Origin of the sequence: Streptomyces nodosus (genome assembly GCF_008704995.1) — a bacterium.
Lineage (GTDB): Bacteria > Actinomycetota > Actinomycetes > Streptomycetales > Streptomycetaceae > Streptomyces > Streptomyces nodosus.
The window spans coordinates 5,167,866-5,190,509 of record NZ_CP023747.1 but is presented as its reverse complement, the minus strand read 5'-3'; the positions used below and the strand labels follow the sequence as shown (position 1 = coordinate 5,190,509).

17 protein-coding genes are annotated in these 22,644 nt (G+C 71.6%); 8 read left to right on the top strand and 9 right to left on the bottom strand.

Annotation, left to right across the window (positions count from 1 at the left end; translation table 11 throughout):
* The first annotated feature begins 29 nt into the window (after positions 1–29).
* The gene (locus tag CP978_RS23480; protein ID WP_043444017.1) at positions 30–587 is read left to right on the top strand and encodes a glycoside hydrolase family 25 protein; all 558 of its coding nucleotides are present in this window, start codon (positions 30–32) and stop codon (positions 585–587) included.
* A gap of 110 nt (positions 588–697) precedes the next feature.
* On the opposite strand, the gene CP978_RS23475 is transcribed toward CP978_RS23480, so the two are convergent.
* A complete protein-coding gene (locus tag CP978_RS23475) occupies positions 698–1,612 on the bottom strand; it encodes a helix-turn-helix domain-containing protein (protein ID WP_043444016.1) in 915 nt (304 codons plus the stop codon).
* 55 nt (positions 1,613–1,667) lie between these two features.
* Here CP978_RS23475 and CP978_RS23470 point away from each other — a divergent pair, with 55 nt between their 5' ends.
* Positions 1,668–2,306, top strand: a complete 639-nt coding sequence (locus tag CP978_RS23470; protein WP_043444015.1) for a GNAT family N-acetyltransferase — start codon at positions 1,668–1,670, stop codon at positions 2,304–2,306.
* A gap of 15 nt (positions 2,307–2,321) precedes the next feature.
* On the opposite strand, the gene CP978_RS23465 is transcribed toward CP978_RS23470, so the two are convergent.
* From CP978_RS23465 to CP978_RS23435, 7 genes are all read right to left on the bottom strand, one after another.
* On the bottom strand, positions 2,322–2,924 hold the full coding sequence (locus tag CP978_RS23465; protein WP_043449353.1) for an ADP-ribosyltransferase: 603 nt from the start codon (positions 2,922–2,924) through the stop codon (positions 2,322–2,324).
* A 77-nt stretch (positions 2,925–3,001) separates the two neighbouring features.
* Entirely contained in the window at positions 3,002–4,177 is a 1,176-nt protein-coding gene (locus tag CP978_RS23460) for a YncE family protein (RefSeq protein WP_043444014.1), read from the bottom strand.
* Complete coding sequence (locus CP978_RS23455; protein ID WP_150478400.1) at positions 4,177–4,947, bottom strand: polysaccharide deacetylase family protein; 771 nt, start codon at positions 4,945–4,947, stop codon at positions 4,177–4,179. The genes CP978_RS23460 and CP978_RS23455 overlap by 1 nt, the downstream gene beginning before the upstream one ends.
* Positions 4,948–5,134: 187 nt before the next feature.
* A complete protein-coding gene (locus CP978_RS23450; RefSeq protein WP_043449351.1) occupies positions 5,135–5,638 on the bottom strand; it encodes an ATP-binding protein in 504 nt (167 codons plus the stop codon).
* A gap of 302 nt (positions 5,639–5,940) precedes the next feature.
* Complete coding sequence (locus CP978_RS23445) at positions 5,941–6,708, bottom strand: enoyl-CoA hydratase/isomerase family protein (RefSeq protein ID WP_043444012.1); 768 nt, start codon at positions 6,706–6,708, stop codon at positions 5,941–5,943.
* An 85-nt stretch (positions 6,709–6,793) separates the two neighbouring features.
* Positions 6,794–8,032: a L,D-transpeptidase gene (locus tag CP978_RS23440; protein ID WP_079162276.1), complete on the bottom strand. Its 1,239-nt coding sequence runs from the start codon at positions 8,030–8,032 to the stop codon at positions 6,794–6,796.
* Between the two features lie 206 nt (positions 8,033–8,238).
* The gene (locus CP978_RS23435; RefSeq protein ID WP_043444011.1) at positions 8,239–9,438 is read right to left on the bottom strand and encodes a L,D-transpeptidase; all 1,200 of its coding nucleotides are present in this window, start codon (positions 9,436–9,438) and stop codon (positions 8,239–8,241) included.
* A 154-nt stretch (positions 9,439–9,592) separates the two neighbouring features.
* Here CP978_RS23435 and glgX point away from each other — a divergent pair, with 154 nt between their 5' ends.
* The 6 genes from glgX (at position 9,593) to CP978_RS23405 (ending at position 19,746) form a co-directional block, all read left to right on the top strand.
* Positions 9,593–11,869: a glycogen debranching protein GlgX gene (gene glgX / locus CP978_RS23430; protein ID WP_043444010.1), complete on the top strand. Its 2,277-nt coding sequence runs from the start codon at positions 9,593–9,595 to the stop codon at positions 11,867–11,869.
* A 253-nt stretch (positions 11,870–12,122) separates the two neighbouring features.
* Complete coding sequence (locus tag CP978_RS23425) at positions 12,123–14,327, top strand: ABC transporter ATP-binding protein (RefSeq protein WP_052454251.1); 2,205 nt, start codon at positions 12,123–12,125, stop codon at positions 14,325–14,327.
* On the top strand, positions 14,324–16,231 hold the full coding sequence (locus CP978_RS23420) for an ABC transporter ATP-binding protein (protein WP_043444009.1): 1,908 nt from the start codon (positions 14,324–14,326) through the stop codon (positions 16,229–16,231). Before CP978_RS23425 ends, CP978_RS23420 begins: the two co-directional genes overlap by 4 nt.
* A gap of 104 nt (positions 16,232–16,335) precedes the next feature.
* A complete protein-coding gene (locus tag CP978_RS23415) occupies positions 16,336–16,827 on the top strand; it encodes a GNAT family N-acetyltransferase (protein ID WP_227745430.1) in 492 nt (163 codons plus the stop codon).
* A gap of 684 nt (positions 16,828–17,511) precedes the next feature.
* Entirely contained in the window at positions 17,512–19,170 is a 1,659-nt protein-coding gene (locus CP978_RS23410) for a M4 family metallopeptidase (RefSeq protein ID WP_043444007.1), read from the top strand.
* A gap of 69 nt (positions 19,171–19,239) precedes the next feature.
* Positions 19,240–19,746: a DUF1990 domain-containing protein gene (locus CP978_RS23405; RefSeq protein ID WP_043444006.1), complete on the top strand. Its 507-nt coding sequence runs from the start codon at positions 19,240–19,242 to the stop codon at positions 19,744–19,746.
* A gap of 16 nt (positions 19,747–19,762) precedes the next feature.
* Here CP978_RS23405 and glgP read toward each other — a convergent pair whose 3' ends face one another.
* Entirely contained in the window at positions 19,763–22,396 is a 2,634-nt protein-coding gene (gene glgP / locus CP978_RS23400) for an alpha-glucan family phosphorylase (protein ID WP_043449343.1), read from the bottom strand.
* Positions 22,397–22,644 lie beyond the last annotated feature (248 nt).

Here is a 22,644-nt window from a genome sequence, read left to right as displayed (position 1 = left end):
CTCCCCCACAGCACCTTCAGGGAGTGTGCATGCTGAACGGCATCGACGTGAGCGCCTACCAGTCCTCCGCGTACGGCACGGACGGCCTCTCCTTCGTCTTCGTCAAGGCGACGGAGGGGCGGTCCTATGTGAACCCCAGACTCACCGCCCAGACGAAGACCGCGCGGGACGCCGGTTGTGTGGTCGGCTTCTACCACTTCCTGTGGCCGGGCAACATCGCGGCGCAGGCCGACTACTTCCTCGCCAAGGCTCCGGAGCAGACGGGGGATCTGCTGGCCGTGGACTGGGAGACGACCGGCGACGGCACCCACGCGAGCAACGCCGAGAAGGACCTCTTCATCCGCACGGTGAAGAAACTCCGGCCGCACCACCGCGTCCTGCTGTACACCAACCGCAACTTCTGGCTCACCGTCGACACCACCTCCTACGCCGGGGACGGCCTGTGGATCGCCGACTACGTCACGGCGGGCAAACCCCGTATCAAGGCGACCTGGCGCTTCCACCAGTACACCTCCGACCCGCTGGACAAGGACGTCGCCGATTTCGCCGGCAAGGCGGCGCTGCAGCAGTGGGCCGCGGGCGCCTGACCACGGCCCGCTGCAGCAGTGGGCCGCGGGCGCCTGACCACGGCAGGGCGCGGTGCCGGGAACGCGCCCCGCACCGGCCGGCTTCGGTACGGGGCGCCAGGTTCGGCGGGTCAGCGGCCCGCGCGATGTCTGAGGGCCGCGACCACCCAGGCGAAGTCCTCGGTGTGCGGGGGCCGGGGCCGGCCGTTCAGGACACAGAGCAGTTCCCGGTAGCGGGTGAGCCGTTCGCCGAACCCCGCCTCCATGCGGTCCAGCACCGCGGCCCGGTCGGCGTCCCCCAGCAGTTCCCCGAGCACCGCGTCGGCCTCGGGTGCCCCGGGCTCGATGCCCTGCTCCCGGGCCCGGCCGGCCAGTTCCACGAGACGTCTGACGAACCACAGGGAGGCTCCGGCGGGCGCCCCGGAGTCCCGGTCGGCGGCGTTGAACTCGACCGCCCTGCGCATCTGCGCCCGGAAGTCCGGGTCCTGGATCATCTCGGCCAGCTCCACCCAGGCGTCGACCTGCTCGGGCGCCGGGTCGTCCGGGAGTTCCAGCGAGGTGCGCCGGATCCGCTCACGGATCTCGGGATCGACGGTGTCGAGCCCGTGCAGCGTCTCGGCCACGAACTCCTCCATGATCCGGTGCCGTTCGCCGGCCGACAGCCGTGCCAGTCTGTTCATCAGGGTCATCTCCTCCGCACTCGAACCGCGTCGCGCCACGGTCGACAGCACCGCCCGGGTCACCTTCAGCGCGCGGATCTGCGCGTCCAGGGCGGCCACATGGGTGGCGGCCACCTCGGCGACGGTGGTCTCGCCCGCCAGCACCCGGCGCACATCGCCCAGGCCGAGGCCCAGTTCGCGCAGGGTGCGGATCAGTTCGAGGCGGGCCACGGACTCCGCGTCGTACAGCCGGTAGCCGCCCTGGGAGCGGGTCACCGGGGGCAGTGCCCCCTCGTCCGACCAGTAGCGGATGGTGCGGACGGTCAGTCCGGTGGCCCGGGCCAGCTCGCCGATGGTGAAGAGACCGGTGCTGCCGTTCTCGATCATGTCTGCGAGTCTGGGCCTTCCAGTGGGTGGAGACTCAAGCCGAGGAGAGCGACTCATGTCCGACCGTCTGCGGGATGTTCTGGACGCCGCGGCATGTGGGGTGTTCCCGCCGGCCGACGGCGGCACCACGGTGGTGCCCCAGCACTCCCCGCGGGACGCCGGGGTCCTCGCCTTCACCGCGCACTCCGTCGTGTTCACGGACGAGGATCCCGACTGGGTCCGCCGGACGCTGGAGCGCACCGACTGCGACGCGCTCGCCGCGACGATGAACGCGCGGTTCCTCGGGGCCTTCATGGAGCGGACGGGGCGCAGGACCGAGACGATCGATGTGCTGATGGTCGGGTCCGCGCTGCCGGGCGGCCCGCAGCTCGAGCTGAAGGAGGTCGACGACCCGGACCGTCCGCGGGTCGTCAGCTCCCGGCGGCGACGGAACGCGGTGCGGGTGTGGGCGGCGGACGGCGGTGTGCTCGTCATGGGGCGCGGGGTCGCGGGGCGCCTGGAGGTCGCCGTCGAGGTGGACGAGGACGCCCGGGACCGGAAGGTGGGGCGTGCGCTGGTCGCGGCGGCTCGGCGGATGAGCGGGGGCGAGCCGGTGTGGGCCCAGATATCGGCGGGGAACGCCCGCAGTCTGCGGGCGTTCCAGGCGGCCGGTTACCGTCCCGTGGGGTCCGAGGCGCTGTTCCTCAGGCGCTGACCCCGTGACCGGCGGTCAGTGCCACGGCACGAAGTGCGGGTTGCTCTCGCAGCCGCTCATGATCTCGACCTTGGTGGTCTTGTCCACCGGGCAGACGCCGATGATGTAGCGGCGCGCGATACCGCCGGGGAAGGCGACCTCCACCTGGTCGGCCCAGCGATGGGTGTCGCCGATGGTCCTGTTGACGTCGATGCCGCCGGGGGCGTCGACGTAGTAGTTCCAGCCGGACTTGTACCAGGTCTTGTACAGGTCGTGGTCGTAGGTCGTCGACACATACGGCGAGGGCTGGTTGACCAGAACGTACTTCTCGATGTCGTACTGCCCGGTGGTGATGTCCCTGGGCTGGAAGCCCTCGGCGAAGACGGTCGTCGGGGGACGGCTGTCGCTGCGGTAGAGCGTGCCGCAGCCGGTGCGCCAGACCGGCTCCGGGGTGATGCGGTCCAGGTCCACCCGGTGGTCCGCGGCGGCCTCGATCGGGTCGTCGAGCCGAGGGCAGGCGGGCGCGGCCTTCACCGGGGCCGCCGGGCTCGCGGGAGCGGTGGCGGCGGTCGTGGTGAGGACCGCCGACAGGGACACGACGAGGACTGCGGCCCGTCGGCGCAGGCGAGTTGTGATCATGGGCATACGATCCCGGCACCGCGCCGGCCGGCCGCGCATCCTCACTCGTGCGGCGGCGTGTCCCGGCCGCCCTCGCCTCACCGGAAGACGCCCGTGTGCCCCAGCGAGTAGCGGCCGGGCTGCGGATAGACCGCGAGGCCGTGCGGACCGCTGCCCACCTTGATGCGGGCGAGCTGCCGGCCGCTGGCGGTGTCGATCGCGTACACCTCGGAGTTGTAACGGCCGGACAGCCACAGCACCTTGCCGTCCGACGAGACGCCGCCCATGTCGGGGCTGCCGCCGCCGGGCAGACGCCACTTCTTGGTCAGCCGGTCGTTCCTGAAGTCCAGGACCGAGATGGTGCCCTCACCCCGGTTGGAGATGTACATCTCGCGGGAGTCGCGGCTGACATAGAGGCCGTGGGCGCCCTTGCCGGTGGGCAGGAAGGACGGCTTGCCGAAGGTGTCGCCGTCCAGGATCCACAGTCCGTCGGCCACCATGTCGGCGACATAGAACTTCTTCCCGTCCGGGGAGACCTTCACATCCTGGGGCATGGCCCCGCGGTACGGCAGCTTCTGCTGTCCGACGACCTTCATGTGCTCGGTGTCGACCTTGAGAAGTTCGCCGCTGAACTCGCAGGAGACGATGAAGTAGCGGCCGTCGAGGGAGAAGTCGGCGTGGTTGACGCCGTAGCAGTCCACCGGCACGGTCTTCGCCGTCTTCATGGTGTGCGCGTCCCGGAAGACCAGTTGACGGTCCCGGGAGGCCATCACGATCGCGTACTTCCCGTTCGGTGTGAAGTAGAGGTTGTACGGGTCGTGCACATCGACCGGTTTGCCGGCCTCGCCGGTCTTGGGGTCGATGGGGGTGAGGGAGTTGCCCAGGTCGTTGTTGACCCACAGGGTCTTCAGGTCCCAGGACGGCACGACGTGCTGGGGCTGGCGGCCGACCGGGATGGTGTCGATGACCTTGTAGTCGGCCGGGTCGATGACGGTCACCGTGTTGGAGTTGGTGTTGGGGACATAGACACGGGACGGGAAGCCCTTGACCACGTCGGACAACTGCCCCGGGCGGTCGGCCGCATAGATGTCCGAGGGGTCGAGCACGGGCGGCATGCCGGGCAGGGTCTGGACGGTCCGCTCGGACCGGGCCGCGCCGGTGGGGCTCTTGGAGGCGAGGGAGCCGTCCTTGTGGGAGGATTCGCCGCTGCATCCGGCGAGAGCGGTGAGGGCGGCGCCGGCGATCAGGGCGCGCATCAGGGTCGTGGCGTGCATCAGCTCAGCAGCTCCGTGGTGGTCACCGCGGTGAGGCCGCGGCGGTCGAGTTCGTGCAGGAGGTCGGGGAAGGCGGTGACCGTGTCCGGGTATCCGAAGTGCAGGCTCACCACGGACCCGTTGCGGGCCTCGTCGACGACCTTGCGGGTGACGGCGCTCGCGCCCGGCGAGGTGTAGTCGAGCGAGTCCACGTCGTACGACAGGACGTGCGGATAGCCGGCGAGGCGGGCGAGCCGTTCGACGAGCGGGGCGGCGCGCGGGGCGCGGGAGGGGCGGAACCAGGTGCCGATGGATCCGGTCAGCCGTCGCAGCCGGTCGGCGCACCCCTGGATCTCGGCGAACGCGTCCGCCTCGGACATGGTGTTGATGCCGAGGTGATGCAGGGTGTGGTTGCCGAGGTCATGACCGCCCCGGAGGATGCGGCGGGCCATCTCGGGGTGCTCGTCGAGCCAGGTGCCGACCGCGAGCACGGTGATCTTCGCGTTGGCCTTCTCCGCCGTGCCGAGGATCGAGTTGGCGAAGCGCGGGTCGCCCTGGCCGTGGAAGGTGAGGGCCACCCGGGGGCGGTCGCGCGGGCCGTGCTCGATCTGAGCGGGCTGCTGCGGGTAGGCGCGCGGCTGGGGCGCGGGCGCCGTCGCGCTCGGGGGAGCGGTGCCGCTGGGCGGGAGGGGCCGGCGGACGGTGCCGGTGCCGGGGGAACAGGCGGCGGTGAACGCACCGGCGGCGGCGAGCCCGGCGCCGGTGCGCAGCGCCGCGCGGCGGTCGGGCACCGGGCGCGCGGTGTCGGTCGCGCGCTCCGGCGGGGAGGGAGGGACGGGCGTGGTCACCTCCCCATTTAAGGGCGAGGGGGTAAGAAAACCGGCGATTGGCGGACCAGTGGTACGGCCGGGTCGTGTCGGGTCGTACCCGGCCGAACCGCCCGCATTCCCCTGAAAGGCGTGCGACCGAGGCGGGGGGTCAGCGGTCGGCGACCCGCATCTCGAACCAGGTGGTCTTGCCGCGGGGCAGCAGATCGACGCCCCAGCGGTCGGCGAGCTTGTCGACGAGGAAGAGGCCCCGGCCGCTCACATCCAGCTCCTGGACGGGCATCAGACAGGGCAGTCCCCGGGAGGGGTCGCGCACCTCGATCCGGATCCAGCCCCGCCGTCGGCGCATCCGCAGTCCGAAGCGGCGCGCCCCGGTGTGCCGCACGGCGTTGCCGACGAGTTCGGAGACCAGCAGCACCGCGTCCTCGGTCATCCTCGGGCTGAGTCCCCAGTGCCGCAGGATCACGACCTGGGCGAGCCGGCGCGCGGCGCCCGCGGATTCGGGCCGGGACGGCAGCGACACCTCCGCCTCCGCAGGGTTCCCGAACAACTCCAGGGCCCTGAGCGCCCGTTCGTCCTCGACCGCCGGTGACCAGCGCGCCGCGGTCGCACTCCCGTGCCGCCGCGGTGGTTCGACACCCTCCAGCCCCGCCATGCCCCCCATGATGGCGGCCCCGGCTGTCACACGGAGGCGTAACCACGGAATACGCACCTCGGAACCGTACATTCCACACGATTCTACCGGCATATGCCAGGGGCAATAAAACCTCGATCACACCCCAACTGACCTGCGAAAACAGGTCAGTTGGGGGCAATGTCGAGGGGTGTCGACGCCTCGTCCTTAAGGTTGGCTTAAGGCTCCGATAAACCACCCCTTCGAGGGAGGGCGGGTAAGACGGTGCGTCAACTGCAAGGGGACGAAGGTCCCTTGTCGAGGGAATTCCGGTCCTTGCGGCCTCAGCGGAACTTCGCCTTGCCCGGCCCTTCCTCGACGAAGCTGCGCATTCCGCGCTCACGGTCCTCGGTCGCGAACAGACCGGCGAACCAGGTCCTCTCCACCGCCAGTCCGGTCTCGATGTCCGTCTCCAGACCGGTGTCGACGGCCTCCTTGGCGGCGCGCAGCGCGATGGCCGGGCCCTGGGCGAGCCTCGCGGCCCAGGCGTACGCCTCGGTGTACACCTCGGCGGCCGGCACCACCCGGTCGACCAGGCCCAGGGTCAGCGCCTCGTCCGCCTTCACCATCCGCCCCGTGAAGATGAGGTCCTTGGCCCTGGACGGACCGATCAGACGTGCCAGCCGCTGGGTGCCGCCCGCGCCCGGGATCAGACCGAGCAGGATCTCCGGCTGTCCCAGCTTGGCGTTGTCGGCGGCGATGCGGAAGTCCGCGCACAGCGCCAGCTCGCATCCTCCGCCCAGGGCGTAGCCCGTGACACCGGCGACGACCGGCTTGGGGATACGGGCGACGGCGGTGAAGGACTCCTGCAGGGCACGGGAGCGCGCCACCATCGCGGCATGGTCCATGCCCTGCATCTCCTTGATGTCCGCGCCCGCCGCGAACACCTTCTCCCCGCCGTGGATCACCACGGCCCGTACGTCCTCGCGGCGCGTGATCTCCTCGGCGAGCTCTTTGATCCGGTCCTGGGTGGCGACGTCCAGCGCGTTCATGGGCGGGCGGTCCAGCCGGACGACGCCCACGCCCTCGGAGACTTCCAGATGCACAGTCATGCCGGAAGGTTAACGGCCATTAACGCAGTCGGGCCCGGTGTGCTCGCTCACAGCGGCACACCGGGCCCGGATCACCGGGGCGGAGCTACTTGGTCCACTCGGCCCAGGACATGTTCCAGCCGTTGAGGCCGTTGTCGGGGGCGACCGTGCGGTCATGGGAGTTCTTCACCACGACGACGTCGCCGAGCATGGAGTTGTTGAAGAACCAGGAGGCGGGCGCCGACTTGTCCCAGCCGCCGCGCACATCGCGCAGGCCGACACAGCCGTGGCTCGCGTTGTAGTTGCCGAAGGCGCCGCCGCCCCAGTAGTTGCCGTGGATGAAGGTGCCCGAGTCGGTCAGCCGCATGGCGTGCGGCACGTCCTTGATGTCGTACTCACCGCCGTAGCCGACGGTCTCGCCGTTCATCCGGGTCACGGCCAGGCGCTCGCTGATGACCATCGTGCCGTTCCAGGTGTCGTACCCGGGCTTGCCCGCGGTGACCGGGATGGTCTTGACGACCTTTCCGTCGCGCTTGACGACCATCTTGTGGGTCTTGGCGTCGACGGTGGAGACCTGGCTGCGGCCGATGGTGAAGCTCACCGTCTTGGACTGTTTGCCGTAGACGCCGGAACGGCCCTCGACACCGTCGAGGTTGAGGTTCACGGTGACCTTGGTGCCGGCCTTCCAGTACTCCTCGGGCCGGAAGTCGAGGCGGTCGTTGCCGAACCAGTGGCCGCGGACCTCGACGGCCGGCTCGGTCTTGATCGTGATGGCCTTCTCGACGTCGGCCGGGTGGGTGATGCCCCGGGTGAAACGGACCGAGAACGGCATGCCGACCCCGACGGTGGAACCGTCCTCGGGCGTGAAGTTGCCGATGAAGGTGTTCTGCGGGGTGAGCGTGGTGAAGGAGGACTCCGCCGCGGAGGTGAGTCCCGCCGAGTCCTTGGCGACCGCGTGCACCTTGTAGGTGGTGGCCGCGGCCAGATGGGTCGAGGGCGTCCAGGAGGCGCCCCCGCCGGTTATCGTCCCCGCGATCTGACGGCCCTTGGTGTCCTCGACCTTGACCTCGGTCAACTTGCCCTCGGCTGCCGTCACTTCAAGGGCGCCGGAGGTCTTCACGGCTTTGGCGCCGTCCTTGGGGGCTATGGTGACGACGGCCTTCGACTGCTGGGTGACGGCCTTCTCGGAGCCCTTGCCCTTGCCCTCCCCGGCCCCCTCGCCGGAGTCCTTCCCCCCGCCGCACGCGGTGGCGGTGAGCACCAGGGCACCGAGTATCAGTGCCGACCATCCCCTGCGCCCCCGTATCCGCGCACCCGGCGTCCCCGATATCGGTCGCCCGTTCACGTTGTTTTCTCCCCTCGCACGGCCTGTTGAGGCCCGCACTTCAGCGCGTCGTGTGCGCGCATGGCGCAAATTAACCACACGCCCCGAGACGATGGCTCCCCGGGAGTGTCACTGTTCAGTCCCAAACCGGGGCCGCGCGCGGGTGCATGGGCCCGCCGGGCGCGCGCCCCCGCGCGCACCGGTGCCGGACCGGGGCGAAAGCCGCATCAGTGCGCCGCGCCGCCCGACTTCCACTCGTCCCAGCCCATGTTCCACCCTCCGAGGCCGTTGTCGGGAGCCACCTTCTTGTCATCGCTGTGGACGACCTCCACGACGTCGCCGACGAGGCTGCGGTGGAAGAACAGGCCCGCGGGGGTGTCGGCTCCGCCGCCCCTCACGTCCTTGAGGCCCACACAGCCATGGCTGACATTGGTGTGCCCGGGGGCGCCGGGGGCCCAGTAGTTGCCATGGATGAAGGTGCCGGACTCGGTCAGCCGCATGGCGTGCGGCACATCGGGGATGTCGTACTCGCCGCCGAAGCCGACCGTGCGGCTGTTCATGCGGGTGACCTCGAGCTTCTCCATCACCACCATCTTCCCGTTGTAGGTGGTGGTCCCGGGAGCGCCCGCCGTGATCGGAAGGGTGGCCACCAGCCGGCCGCCGCGGCGGACCCGCATGGTGTGGGCGGCGGCGTCGACCACCGAGACCTGGTTGCGGCCGACGGTGAAGGTGACGTCCTTGTGCTGCACCCCGTACGCCCCCGGAGCGCCCTCCACATCGCGCAGCCGCAGCGCCACCGTGACCCGGGTGCCGGGCTTCCAGTACGCCCGGGGCCGGAAGTCGAGGCGGTCCCCGCCGAACCAGTGGGGACGGATCTCCACGGCCGGCCTGGCGCTCACCCGGATCGCCCGCTCGACGGCGGCCCGGTCGGCGATCGCCCGGTTGAACTGCACCGACACGATCATCCCGGTGCCCACGGTCGTACGGTCCTCCGGCGTGAGATATCCGATGAACCGCTGATCGGGGACGAAGGTGGTGAAGGTCGCATGGCGGGCGGCACGGCGGCCGTCGCCGTCGTGTGCCACCGCGTCGACGGTGTACTTGGCGGCGAGCGCGAGCCGTGGTTCGTCGGGCTGCCAGACTCTGCCGTCGGCGGACAGATGTCCGGGTACCGGGGAGTCCTGCCCGTCCTGGGACCGGACGACGGTCACCGACTCCAGGCGTCCGCCGGCCACCCGGACCCTGAGCGGACGGTCGGCGCGGACCCCCTTGCGGCCGTCCTCGGGGGTGACGCGGATGACGTCCTCGGGCGCGGACGGCTTGGGGTCGTCGGATCCGGGGGAGCTGCAGCCGGCCAGCAGACCCGCCCAGGTCAGTGCCGCCGCCAGTGCGGCCCCTGCGCGCCGCGCGCGTGTATGTACGTGCATCACGCCGATCCCAACGACGCAGCCTCCCGCGGGGAAACGTGAGTGCGAGCCGCGCGCTGGGCAGAACAGGGGAAGGGCGACACGAGGGGAGCCGCGGCCGGGACGCCGTGGGCCCCGGGGCGTGTCGTCCCGCCGAGCCGCGGGAGGCCGAGGGGTGTCGAGCGCAGCCGAGCAGGAGGCAGTGCAGCAACCGGTCCGGGAGGCGGAGCGGCCGGAGCCGGTGGAGGGGGCCCGGTCCACCCGTCCGGCCGCCGGGTTCGACGGCCCTCGGCGCCCGGTGCCGGTGTGGCCGGGCGTGCCGAGGCCGCTGGGGGCGTGCTTCCGCGCGGGCCCGGACGGGACCATGGGCACCAACTTCGCACTGTGGGCGGGCGGCGCGGAGGCGGTGGAGCTGTGCCTGTTCGACGGTCCGGGCCCCGGGAGCCAGGAGACCCGGGTGCGGCTGGCGGAGCCGACCGACGAGATCTGGCACGGCTTCGTACCGGGGGTGCTGCCCGGGCAGCGGTACGGCTACCGGGTGCACGGCCGCTGGGACCCCTGGACCGGGGCGCGCTGGAACCCGGCGAAGCTGCTGCTGGATCCGTACGCACGCGCGGTGGACGGCGACTTCCGGCTGCCGCCGGAGGTGTACGGGCATGTGCGGGACTGGCCCGAGCAGCATGTCGCGGACACCGTGCGCGACGAGCGGGACTCGGCCCCCCATGTGCCCAAGGGCGTGGTGGTGCACGATGACGACGACTGGGCCGACGACCACCGCCCGCAGACGCCCTGGGCGGACTCGGTGATCTATGAGCTGCACGTCCGCGGATTCACCCGGCTGCACCCGGAGATCCCCGAGGAGCTGCGCGGCACCTACGCCGGTCTGGCGCACCCCGCGGCCGTCGGGCATCTGCTGCGGCTGGGCGTGACGGCCGTCGAACTGCTCCCCGTCCAGCAGTTCGCGCACGAGGACCATCTGCTGCGGCGGGGGCTGAGCAACCACTGGGGCTACAACTCGATCGGCTACTTCGCCCCGCACGCGGCGTACGCCGCCTCCGGCACCGCGGGCCGGCAGGTGGGCGAGTTCAAGCGGATGGTGCGGGCGCTGCACTCGGCCGGGATCGAGGTCGTCCTGGACGTGGTCTACAACCACACGGCGGAGGCGGGCGAACTGGGCCCCACGCTGTCGCTGAAGGGGATCGACAACCGCGGCTACTACCGCCTCCAGCCGGACGCCCGCCGCTACACCGACTACACCGGCTGCGGCAACACCCTGCACGTGGTGCGGCCGCAGGTGCTGCGGCTGATCACCGACTCGCTGCGCTACTGGGTCACCGAGATGGGCGTGGACGGCTTCCGCTTCGATCTGGCGACGGCGCTGGCCAGGTCCGCGCACGACGTCGACATGTTCTCCCCGTTCCTGGCGGCGATCGCCCAGGACCCGGTGCTGCGCCGGGTGAAGCTGATCGCGGAACCGTGGGACCTGGGGCCGGGCGGCTACCGGACCGGGGGGTTCCCTCCTCTGTGGGCGGAGTGGAACGACCGCTACCGGGACGCGGTACGGGACTTCTGGCGGGGCGCGCTGCCGGACGTACGGGATCTGGGCTACCGCCTGTCGGGCTCCAGCGACCTGTACGCCCGGGGCGGCCGGGCCCCCTCCGCCTCGGTCGACTTCGTGACCGCGCACGACGGCTTCACCCTGCGCGACCTGGTGTCCTACGACCGCAAGCACAACGAGGCCAACGGCGAGGGCAATCGGGACGGCTCCGACGACAACCGCTCCTGGAACTGCGGCGCCGAGGGAGAGACGGAGGACAGGACCGTACAAGCGCTGAGGCGACGCCAGATGCGCAATCTGCTGACCACCCTGCTGTTGTCCACGGGCGTGCCGATGCTGGTGGCGGGCGACGAGATGGGCCGCACCCAGCGCGGCAACAACAACGCCTACTGCCAGGACAACGAGACCGGCTGGGTGGACTGGAACCTGCTCCAGGACCCGGGCTGGCGGGCCCTGTTCGAGCTGACCTCCCGTCTGATCGCGCTGCGCCGACGCCATCCCGTGCTGCGCCGCCGGGCGTTCTTCTCCGGGCACGCCCGCGCGGCGGACGGCCTCCGGGATCTGGCGTGGTTCACACCGCGCGGGACGGAGATGACGGAGGGCGACTGGTACGCCCCCACGGCGACCCTCGGCATGTACCTTTCCGGACGCGACATACCGGGCCGGGACGAGCGCGGCGCCCCGATCACCGACGACAGTTTCCTGGCGGTGCTGCACGCCGGGGACCGCCCGGTGGACTTCGTCCTGCCGGGGCCGCCCTGGGCACGACACTACGAGGTGATCGTGGACACCTCACGGGAGGAGCAGGCCCGGGCGCCGGGCCCGGCGCACCCCTCGGGCGCCGCGATCACGGTGCCGGCGAGATGCGTACTGCTGCTCAAGGCAGCGGACTAGCGCTCCGACAGGCAGCCGTTGCCTGCCGCGGCACCAGCGCCCTCAGCCGAGGATGCCCCGTTCGTAGGCGACCCTGTGCATCGCCCGGCGCGCTCGAAGGCGTATCGGCCGATCGGTTGACGCGGCCCTGCGACCGGACCGGGCCCGGCATGGTTCCCGGGGTCGAAAACGCAGGTCGTAGGTCCAACGGCGGAATCCGGTCCGGCCGAAACTCGGTGGGCGATGTCGGTGCCGGTCCGTAGGCTCGCCCCTGATGCCCACACCACATGCCTCCGAGAGCCGTTCCACCGTCCGTGTCCTGCTGCGCCTGTGGCCCTATGTACGGCCGGTGCGGGCGCGGCTGCTCACCGCCGCGCTCGTGGCGACCGTCGCCTCCTGCGTCAGCCTGGTGATCCCGCTCGTCCTGAAGTGGCTCGTGGACGGGCCGGTGACCGGCGGGGACCCGGCGGGCGTGTGGCTCGGCGCGCTGTATCTGCTGCTGCTCGGCATCGCCGAGGCGGGGCTGTTCGGGATCCGCCGGTGGCTGGTGGCACGGCCGCTGTCCCGGGTCGAGGCGGACCTGCGGGCGGATCTGTACCGGCATCTGCAGCGGCTCCCGGTCGCCTTCCACGACCGCTGGGCCTCGGGCCAGCTGCTGTCGCGGGCCACCACCGATCTGATGCTGTTGCGTCAGTTCCTCGCCTTCCCTCTGACGTTCCTCCTGGTCAACGGTGTGACGATCCTGGTGGGTGTGGTCATCATGCTGCTCCAGGACTGGAGGCTCGGACTGATCGTCCTGGGGCCTGGCATCCCGGTGATGATCCTTTGCGCGCTCTTCGAGCGGCGCTATGCGCGGGTGGCCCGGCGGGCCCAGGACCAGGTGGGCGATCTGACGACCGTGGTCGAGGAGAGCGTGCTCGGCATCCGGATCGTCAAGGGCTTCGGCCGGCACCGCAGCCAGGCGCGCGCCTTCGGTGAGCTGTCGCGGACGCTGCGCGGCACGGAGCTGGTGAAGGCGCGGCTGCTGGCGCAGATCTGGGCGGTCATCGTCACCCTGCCGGAGGTGGCGATCGGGGCGGCGCTGGTGCTCGGGATCGTCCGGGTGGCGGACGGCGCTCTGTCCGCCGGGACGCTGGTGGCCTTTCTGTCGACGGCTCTCGCCCTGCGCTGGCCGGTGGACTCGATCGGCTTTCTGCTGGCGATGAGCCAGGAGGCGGCGACCGCGACGGAGCGGTACTTCGAGGTGATGGACGAGGAACCCGAGTCGACGGGCGTGTCCGGCACCGGGAAGCCGAGAACCGCCGGGGCCGGTGCGGCCCGTCCTGGGGAAACGGGATCGGGCATCGCGGGGGAAGGTGTACGGGGCTCGGCGGCGGGTGCCATCGGGAACGGGACGCACAGCTCGACGCCTGCCGGTACCCCCGAGGGCGGGAAGCGCGATCCTGTTCCGGCGAGTACCACCGAGGACGGCAGGTACAGGTCGACACCGGCCGGTACCGCCGAGAACGGCGAGCACGATTCGGTACCGGCGGGTACGACCAAGGATGGAGCGCACAGGTCGACACCGACCGGTACCCCCGAAGGCGGCGAGCGCGCTCTTGTTCCGGCGGGTGCCGCCGGGGATGGCGGGCGCGGCTGTGACCCTGTGGACGGCGGGGTGCCGGCGGGTGATGTCGGGAGCCAGGAGCGGGGTTCGGTGTCGGTGGGTGGCGGCACGGGCGGGCTGCGGTTTCACGGGGTGTGCTTCCGCTACCCCGACGCGCCCTCCGGTTCTCCCCCGGTTCTCGACCGGGTGGACCTCCAGGTCCGGCCCGGCGAGACCATGGCGCTGGTCGGCGCCACCGGCAGCGGCAAGACCACCCTCACCGCGCTGATCCCCCGGTTGCACGAGGTGACCTCGGGGCGGATCACGCTGGACGGGGAGGACATCACTGCCATGCCGCGTGAGGAGCTGCGGAGCCGGGTGGCCGTCGCCTTCGAGGAACCCACCCTGTTCTCCGCCAGCGTCGGTGACAACGTCCTCATGGGTGCCCCGGACACCGCGGGCGACCGGGAGCTGGAGCGCGCCCTGGGGATCGCCCAGGCCGACTTCGCGCACGCGCTCCCGCAGGGCACCCGGACCCAGGTCGGCGAGCAGGGCCTGAGTCTCTCCGGCGGCCAGCGGCAGCGTCTCGCACTGGCCCGCGCGGTCGTCGGCAGCCCCCGTTTCCTCGTGCTCGACGACCCGCTCTCCGCCCTGGACGTGCACACCGAGGCCGCGGTCGAGGCGGCCCTGCGCCGGGTGCTCGACGGGACGACCGCCCTGGTCGTGGCGCACCGCCCGTCCACGGTGCTGCTCGCCGACCGGGTCGCCCTGCTCTCCGGCGGCCGTATCGCCGCGGTCGGCACCCACCAGGAACTGCTGCGTACCCACGCCGAGTACGCCCATCTGATGTCCGGGAACCCCGGAAACCCCGGAAACAGCGAGGAGGTCGGATGACGGCGCCCTTCCCCAAGCTCTCGACGCCCACCGAGCGGGACCCGTCCCGTTCGGCCGCGCCGGACGAGCAGACCCCTGAGCCGGACCGGCCCGCCCCGCCGCCCGCCGGCTCCGAGGACCCCTTCGACCGCGACAATCTGCCCACGCCCCCGGGCGCCACCGCCGTGCTGCTGCGTTCACTGCTGTCCCCGCTGCGGGCCCGGGTGCTGCTGACCTGTGTGCTGCTTCTGCTCCAGCAGGCCGCGGCGCAGGTGGGTCCGCTGCTGGTGGCCTACGCCATCGACCGGGCCGTACCGGCGTTCCGGCACGGCGACCACGGTCCGCTGGTCGCGGTGGCGGTCGGGTATCTGCTGTCCGCGCTGGCCGGCGGGGGGCTCCAGTACGCCTTCATCCTCTCCTCCGCCCGCGTCAACCAGGACGTCCTGCTCGATCTGCGCGGCCGGATCTTCCGCCATGCCCAGGCGCTGAGCGTCGACTTCCATGAGCGCTACACCTCGGGCCGGCTGATCTCCCGCTCCACGACGGACGTCGAGTCGCTGCGCGAACTGCTCAGCGAGGGCCTTCAGGAACTGGTCACGGTCCTGCTGTCGTTCGTGTTCATCTCGGCGATGCTGCTGTGGCTGGATCTCGGCCTGGGCGCGGCGGCGGTGGCGTCCCTGGTGCCGCTGTACGGGCTGGTGCGCGTGTACCAGCGCAGGGCGGGCCGCATCTTCCGCCGCCGGTCGACCGCGATCGCCGCGGTCATCGTGAAGTTCGCGGAGACGATGAACGGCATCCGCCCGGTGCGGGCGTTCCGCCGCGAGGAGGCCAATGACGCCGGCTTCCGCGTCCTGAACACCCGGCATGCGCGGACCAACGGCGACGCGCTGCTGGAGATGGCCCGCTATGTCACCGGCTCCCGGCTGATCGCCAACACGGCGGTGGCCGGGATCGTGCTGTGGGGCGCCTACCGGGTGGCGGAGGGCTCGCTCGCCCTGGGTGTGCTGGCGGCCTCGGTGCTCTATCTGCGGCGGCTGTACGACCCCATCGACCGGCTCGGGATGTTCCTCAACGCCTATCAGTCGGCGGCGGCCTCGCTGGAGAAGATCGCGGGGCTGCTGACGCAGACGCCCTCGGTGCCCGAGCCCACCGCCCCCGTGCCGCTGCCGGCGCTCCAGGGCGAGCACCCGGGCCGTGAGGTCGACTTCGACGAGGTCAGGTTCGCCTACCGCACGGGCGGCGAGGTGCTGCCCCGCTTCTCGCTGACCCTGCCGGCCGGGCAGACCGTGGCGGTGGTGGGCTCGACGGGCGCCGGCAAGTCCACGCTGGCCAAGCTGCTGGCCCGCTTCTACGACCCCACCGAGGGCCGGGTCCTGCTGGACGGGGTGGACCTGCGCGGCCTCGCCCTGTCCGAACTGCGGCGCGGGGTGGTGATGGTGACCCAGGAGGCGTTCCTGTTCTCCGGCACGGTCGCCGACAACATCGCGATCGGCCGCCCGGACGCGACCCGGGAGGAGATCGAGCGGGCGGCCGAGGCGATCGGCGCCCATGAGTTCATCAGCGCCCTGCCCGACGGCTACGACACCGACGTACGCAAGCGCGGCGGGCGTATCTCGGCGGGCCAGCGCCAGCTCGTCGGGTTCGCACGGGCGTTGCTCGCCGACCCGGCGGTGCTGATCCTCGACGAGGCGACCAGTTCGCTGGACATCCCCGGCGAACGGGCCGTGCAGCGCGCCATGGAGACGGTGCTGCGAGGTCGTACGGCCGTGGTGATCGCCCACCGGCTGTCGACGGTGGAGATCGCGGACCGGGTGCTGGTCATGGAGCACGGCCGGATCGTCGAGGACGGCCACCCGGCCGAACTGACCGCGGGCACCGGACGGTTCGCGGATCTGCACCGGGCGTGGCGGGAGAGCCTGATTTGATCGGAGGGGGTCCCGCCCCGGACGCGGCGGATACCCGGAGCCGTCCGACGCATCCGCCCCGCGCCGGGTCCGGCACGGCCGCCTGGCCGGCCGCCACTCCCGTGGTGTCCCCGCGCCTCCGGCTCGAACCGCTGTGTGCCGGGCACGCACCGGAGGCCGTCCAGGTCTTCGACGACATCCGGCTGCACCGGTGGACCGGGGGGACGCCGGCCACGCTCGAGGAGCTCGAGGCCGTATACCGGCGCCGGTCGGCCGGGCAGTCCCCGGACGGCAGGAACGGCTGGTTGAACTGGATGCTCCGACGGCTCACGGACGGACGGCTCGTCGGCACCGTTCAGGCGACACTCTCCCGCCCCGAGACGGGGGGAATCGAGGCCGGGCTCGCCTGGGTGATCGGCAGCGATCACCAGCGCAACGGTTATGGGCGCGAGGGAGCACGGGCCATGGCCGACTGGTTGCGCGCACACGGTGTGCACGAGCTGACCGCGCACATCCACCCGCGGCACCGGGCGTCGATCGGCATCGCACGGGCGCTCGGCCTGAGCGCGACGACCGAGATGGCCGACGGCGAGGTCGTCTGGCAGTCCCGCCCGTGAATCGTCCGGCGCGGCCCCAGGGCTCCTCCACCGAGGCGCCGTCGCTCTTCTCCTGGGGCCGTCCGGTGGGGTTCAGGCACGGGCGCTGACCGCGGTGCCCACTGGCTGGAACATGTCGGTCCGCACTCCGTGGGCGCCGGAGGAAAAGGGCGGTCGCTGCACGATCGCGAACTTTGCAGCCCGGCACAGGGTTCTCCTCGCCCACGGAGAGCGACCGACGGGAACGAGCGACGCGGACCAGGATCCCGGGGCACGCCCGGCCGGTGCGGCGGGGCACGGCGGGCATCGCCATGGACGCCCTTGTCCTGAGCGGGCACGGGGCGCTCCCGAGGGGCTTTCAGGAGGTGTTCGACAAACGGTCCGTATAGCGGACGTGATCAGGCGGCCAACGGACGGTTTCGGACGTCATTGACGCGACTCTTTTGACGCGCACCTGACATATCGAGGAGGCCCCGACCGGCCTTCCACGGCCGCCTCCGTTCCCTCGACGTTCGACCGGGGCCCGCACTCGCACCCCTGCGACCCTCTCCGGTCGATGGGCGTTTTTCAGCCAAGGTCGCCTGACCCTCCTGACATGTACGCGCCCCTGGTGCCAGTCTTCCTCCGCACGGCTCACCCCACCGCAACTTCACCCCTCCGCACGTCGCCCCACGGCGTACGGACGCCCCCACAGAAGGAGCTTGCGTGACTCCCCTCTACGCGCGCCACAAGCGCACCACTCTGGCCCTCGCCACCGCTGTTGCGGCCGGATCCCTTCTCGCCACCGGTATGACCACCGGTGTCGCCTCCGCCCAGAGCACGGCGGCCCCGGCCGCCAAGCCGCTCGCCGCCGCCCCGGTCCTGCTGTCCGAGTCGGCGCGCGCCTCGCTGATCAAGGAGGCGCAGACCACCGCGTCCGACACGGCCCAGGAGATAGGCCTCGGCGCCGAGGAGCAGCTGGTCGTCAAGGACGTCGTCAAGGACGTCGACGGCACCGTCCACACCCGCTACGAGCGCACCTACGCCGGCCTTCCGGTCCTCGGCGGCGACCTGATCGTCCACACCTCGAAGTCGGGCAAGGCCGAGGGCGTGACCAGAGCGTCGAAGGGCACCCTCAAGGTTGCCTCCCTCACGCCGAAGATCGCCGCCTCCAAGGCGGAGACCCAGGCGCTGTCCGCCGCCAAGGCCGACGGCTCGGAGAAGACCTCCGCCGACAGCGCGCCGCGCAAGGTGATCTGGGCCGGCGACGGCACGCCGGTCCTCGCCTACGAGACCGTCGTCGGGGGCCTCCAGGACGACGGCACCCCGAACCAGCTGCATGTCATCACCGACGCCGCCACCGGTGCGAAGCTCTTCGAGTACCAGGACATCGAGACCGGCACCGGCAAGACCCTGTACTCGGGCACGGTGTCCCTCACCACCACCCTGTCGGGCTCGACGTACCAGCTGTACGACACCACCCGCGGCGGTCACAAGACCAACAACCTGGCCGGCGGCACCTCCGGCACCGGCACCCTGTTCACCAACACCACCGACGTGTGGGGCACCGGCACCGCCTCCAGCTCCGTCAACGACCAGACGGCCGCCGCGGACGCCGCCTACGGCGCCCAGACGACCTGGGACTTCTACAAGAACACCTTCGGCCGCAACGGCATCAAGAACAACGGCGTGGGCGCCTACTCGCGGGTCCACTACGGCAACAACTACGTCAACGCCTTCTGGGACGACAGCTGCTTCTGCATGACCTACGGCGACGGCTCGGGCAACACCCACCCGCTGACCTCGCTGGACGTGGCCGGCCACGAGATGAGCCACGGCGTCACCGCAGCCACCGCCAAGCTGAACTACTCGGGCGAGTCCGGCGGCCTGAACGAGGCGACCTCCGACATCTTCGGCACCGGCGTGGAGTTCTACGCCAACAACGCCTCGGACCCCGGTGACTACCTCATCGGCGAGAAGATCAACATCAACGGCAACGGCACCCCGCTGCGCTACATGGACAAGCCCAGCAAGGACGGCGGCTCCGCCGACTACTGGTCCTCCAGCGTGGGCAGCAAGGACGTGCACTACTCGTCCGGTGTGGCGAACCACTTCTTCTACCTGCTGTCCGAGGGCAGCGGCTCGAAGACGGTCAACGGTGTCTCCTACAACTCGCCGACCTACGACGGCTCCACGGTCACCGGCATCGGCCGGGACAAGGCGCTGCAGATCTGGTACAAGGCGCTGACCACGTACATGACGTCGACCACCAACTACAAGGCCGCCCGCACGGCGACCCTGAACGCGGCGTCGGCGCTCTACGGCTCCGGCAGCGCCGAGTACAACGCGGTCGCGAAGGCCTGGACCGCGGTCAACGTGAGCTGACGCTCGGGCATATGCCTCAGACGGCCCCCGGCGGGAAGGTGACGCCGGGGGCCGTCCTACGCTGGGACCATGTCCTTCACCTACGAGGATGTCGGCGCCACCCGCAAGGCCGGCCACTGCCCCGACGGCTTCCATCCGCTGCACGAGCGCACCCGCATCGGCGAGGGCGAGGGGGTGTTCCGCCGGGCCGGTGAGGCGGTCCTCAGCTGGGAGCTGCACCGGGCGCTCGGCGTCGGTGTGCTGGCCGCCGAGGAGCGGGCGGCCCCCGGCGTCGATGTCACCATCACCCTGGCCGGTGTGATCAAGGCCCCCTGCCGGGTGGTCTGGACGGTCGAGGAGCACCGCCGCGCCGGCTGGGCGTACGGCACACTGCCCGGCCACCCGGAGTGCGGGGAGGAGGCCTTCGTCGTGGACCGCACCGGGGACGGCACGGTCTGGCTGACGGTCACGGCCTTCAGCCGCCCGGCCAAGTGGTACGCCAAGGCCGGCGGCGCGGCCACCCGGGGACTCCAGCACGCCTACGCCCGCCGGTGCGGGACGGTGCTGCGCAGGCTGTGCGCGACGGAGGACGAGTGACGGGAGGCGCGCGGCCTCAGCGCAGCAGGACTCCCGCCCCCTCGCCCGCCTCCTGAGACGGCACCGCGACCAGCCCCAGCTCCGCGCCCGACGCCAGGAGCCGGTGCGCCGGCAGGATGCGCACCGTGTAGCCGAAGGGTCCGGTGCGGTCCAGGGACAGCGGGCCCTCGTAGCACCAGCGGCCCTCCGGGTCCGGCCCGCCCACCGGTTTCAGTGCCGTGGCCGTGGCGTCCGCGATGCGGTCCTCCGTGTCGACCCGCCCCGACACCGCCTGGACCTCCACATCGCCGGGGGCCAGCTCGCCCAGGCCGGCCAGGACCCGCAGCGAGAGGGTGGCGCCCAGTTCCGCCGTGGCCGTGGCGGCCGTCACGGCGGTGGTCTCGACATGGTCGACGGTGACGCCCGCCCAGGCCGCCCGCACCCGGGCCTTCCAGCCCGCCAGCTCCCGCGCCGCGTCCGGGGTCATCGCCCGGTGCGCATGGGCCGCCGGGGTGTAGAGACGGTCCACGTACTCACGGACCATCCGCCCGGCCGGGACCTTCGGGCCCAGCTGCATCAGGGTCCGGCGGACCATCTCGATCCAGCGGTCCGGCAGCCCGCCCCGGCCCCGCTCGTAGAACCGCGGCGCCACCCGGTGCTCCAGCAGGTCGTAGAGCGCCGCCGCCTCCAGCTCGTCACGCCGGTCCTCGTCGGTCCCCGCGCCGTCCGCCGTGGGGATCGCCCAGCCGAAGTCCGGCTGGAACCATTCGTCCCACCAGCCGTCCAGCACCGACAGATTGAGGCAGCCGTTGAGCGCCGCCTTCATCCCGCTGGTCCCGCAGGCCTCCAGCGGGCGCAGGGGGTTGTTCAGCCAGACGTCGCAGCCCGGGTAGAGCTTCTGCGCCATCGCCATGCCGTAGTCCGGGAGGAAGACGATGCGATGGCGCACCCGAGGGTCGTCGGTGAACCGGACCAACTCCTGGATCAGGCGTTTCCCCCCGTCGTCGGCCGGGTGCGCCTTGCCCGCCACCACGATCTGGAGGGGGCGTTCGGGGTGCAGCAGCAGCTCCGTCAGACGGTCGCGGTCCCGCAGCATCAGCGTCAGACGCTTGTACGACGGCACCCGGCGGGCGAATCCGACGGTCAGGACGTCGGGGTCGAGCACCCCGTCGATCCAGCCGAGTTCGGCGGACCCGGCGCCGCGCTGCCGCCAGGAGGCGTACAGCCGCTCCCGCACCTCGGCCACCAGCCGCTCGCGCAGGGCCCGGCGCAGCTCCCAGATGTCCTGGCCGGGGATCTCCGCGATCGCGTCCCAGCGCTCGGAGCCGCCCACCATCAGGGCGTTCTCGGTGCGTTCCGCGCCGATCTGCCGCGCCCCCAGCCGGAACACCTCCGGCGCCACCCAGGTCGGCGCGTGCACCCCGTTGGTCACGGAGGTGATCGGCACCTCATCGGGGTCGAAGCCCGGCCACAGGCCCGAGAACATCTCCCGGCTCACCCTGCCGTGCAGCAGGGACACCCCGTTGGCGCGCCGGCCGAGCCGAAGGCCCATGACCGCCATGTTGAAGAGGCCGGGTTCGCCGCCCGGGTAGGTCTCGCTCCCGAGCCGCAGGATCCGCTCCACCGGGATCCCCGGCAGCTCCGCGTCCGGGCCGAAGTGGCGGGCCACCAGCTCCCGGTCGAAGCGGTCGATTCCGGCCGGGACGGGCGTATGGGTGGTGAAGACGGTGCCGGCCCGCACCGCCTCCAGGGCCGCGTCGAAGCCGAGCCCGGTGTCGCACAGTTCGGCGATCCGCTCCAGGCCGAGGAAGCCCGCGTGTCCCTCGTTGGTGTGATACACCTCCGGCTCGGCATGCCCGGTCAGACGGCAGTAGGTGCGCAGCGCCCGCACCCCGCCGATGCCGAGCAGCATCTCCTGGAGCAGCCGGTGCTCGCCGCCGCCCCCGTAGAGCCGGTCGGTGACGCCCCTCTCGCCCAGGTCGTTCTCCTCCACGTCCGAGTCGAGCAGCAGCAGCGGCACCCGGCCCACCTGGGCGAGCCAGACCAGGGCCCGGAGCCGGCGGCCGCCGGGCAGTGCCAGAGTGACCCGGGCGGGGGTGCCGTCCGGCTCGCGCAGGGGTGTCAGCGGCAGCTCATGGGGGTCGAGGACCGGATAGTGCTCCTGTTGCCAGCCGTCCCGGGACAGGGTCTGCCGGAAGTAGCCGTGCCGGTACAGCAGACCCACCCCGATCAGCGGGGCCCCGAGGTCGCTGGCCGCCTTCAGATGATCGCCGGCGAGGATGCCGAGGCCGCCGGAGTACTGCGGCAGCGCGGCCGTGATGCCGAACTCGGGCGAGAAGTAGGCGATGGCGGAGGGCAGATCGGAGGCCGCCGGGTGGGACTGGTACCAGCGGTCGCCGCCCAGGTAGTCGGCGAGGTCGTCCGCGGTCGCGGCCAGGCGGCGCAGAAAGCGGCGGTCCTCGGCCAGCTCCGCGAGCCGGGCGGGGGGCACGCCGCCCAGCAGCCGCACCGGGTCGCCCCCGCAGCCGTCCCAGCGCCCGGGGTCGACCGACTGGAAGAGATCACGGGTCTCCGCATGCCACGACCAGCGCAGGTTGCGTGCCAGATCGCCGAGCGGGTGAAGGGCTTCGGGGAGGACGGGACGGACGGTGAACCTGCGGATCGCCTTCACGAGTTCCACCTTCACGGATGACGTACGCGGGGCGGGTCACCCCCGACGGTAGCGGGGCGCCGAGTCGTGCGGCGACGGCGCGTTACGCCCGTCGCCGGTTCACGCGCCGCGTCGCGCCTCCTCATGCCCCCGCGTGTCCCTCACGCGCCCCCTTCCGGGCACGGCACACACCCCTCGAAAAACAACGCAACCTTTACCGCCACTCTGGGCGATACGGCTGATTCCGCCCTCCTGGGCGGTCTTGTGGC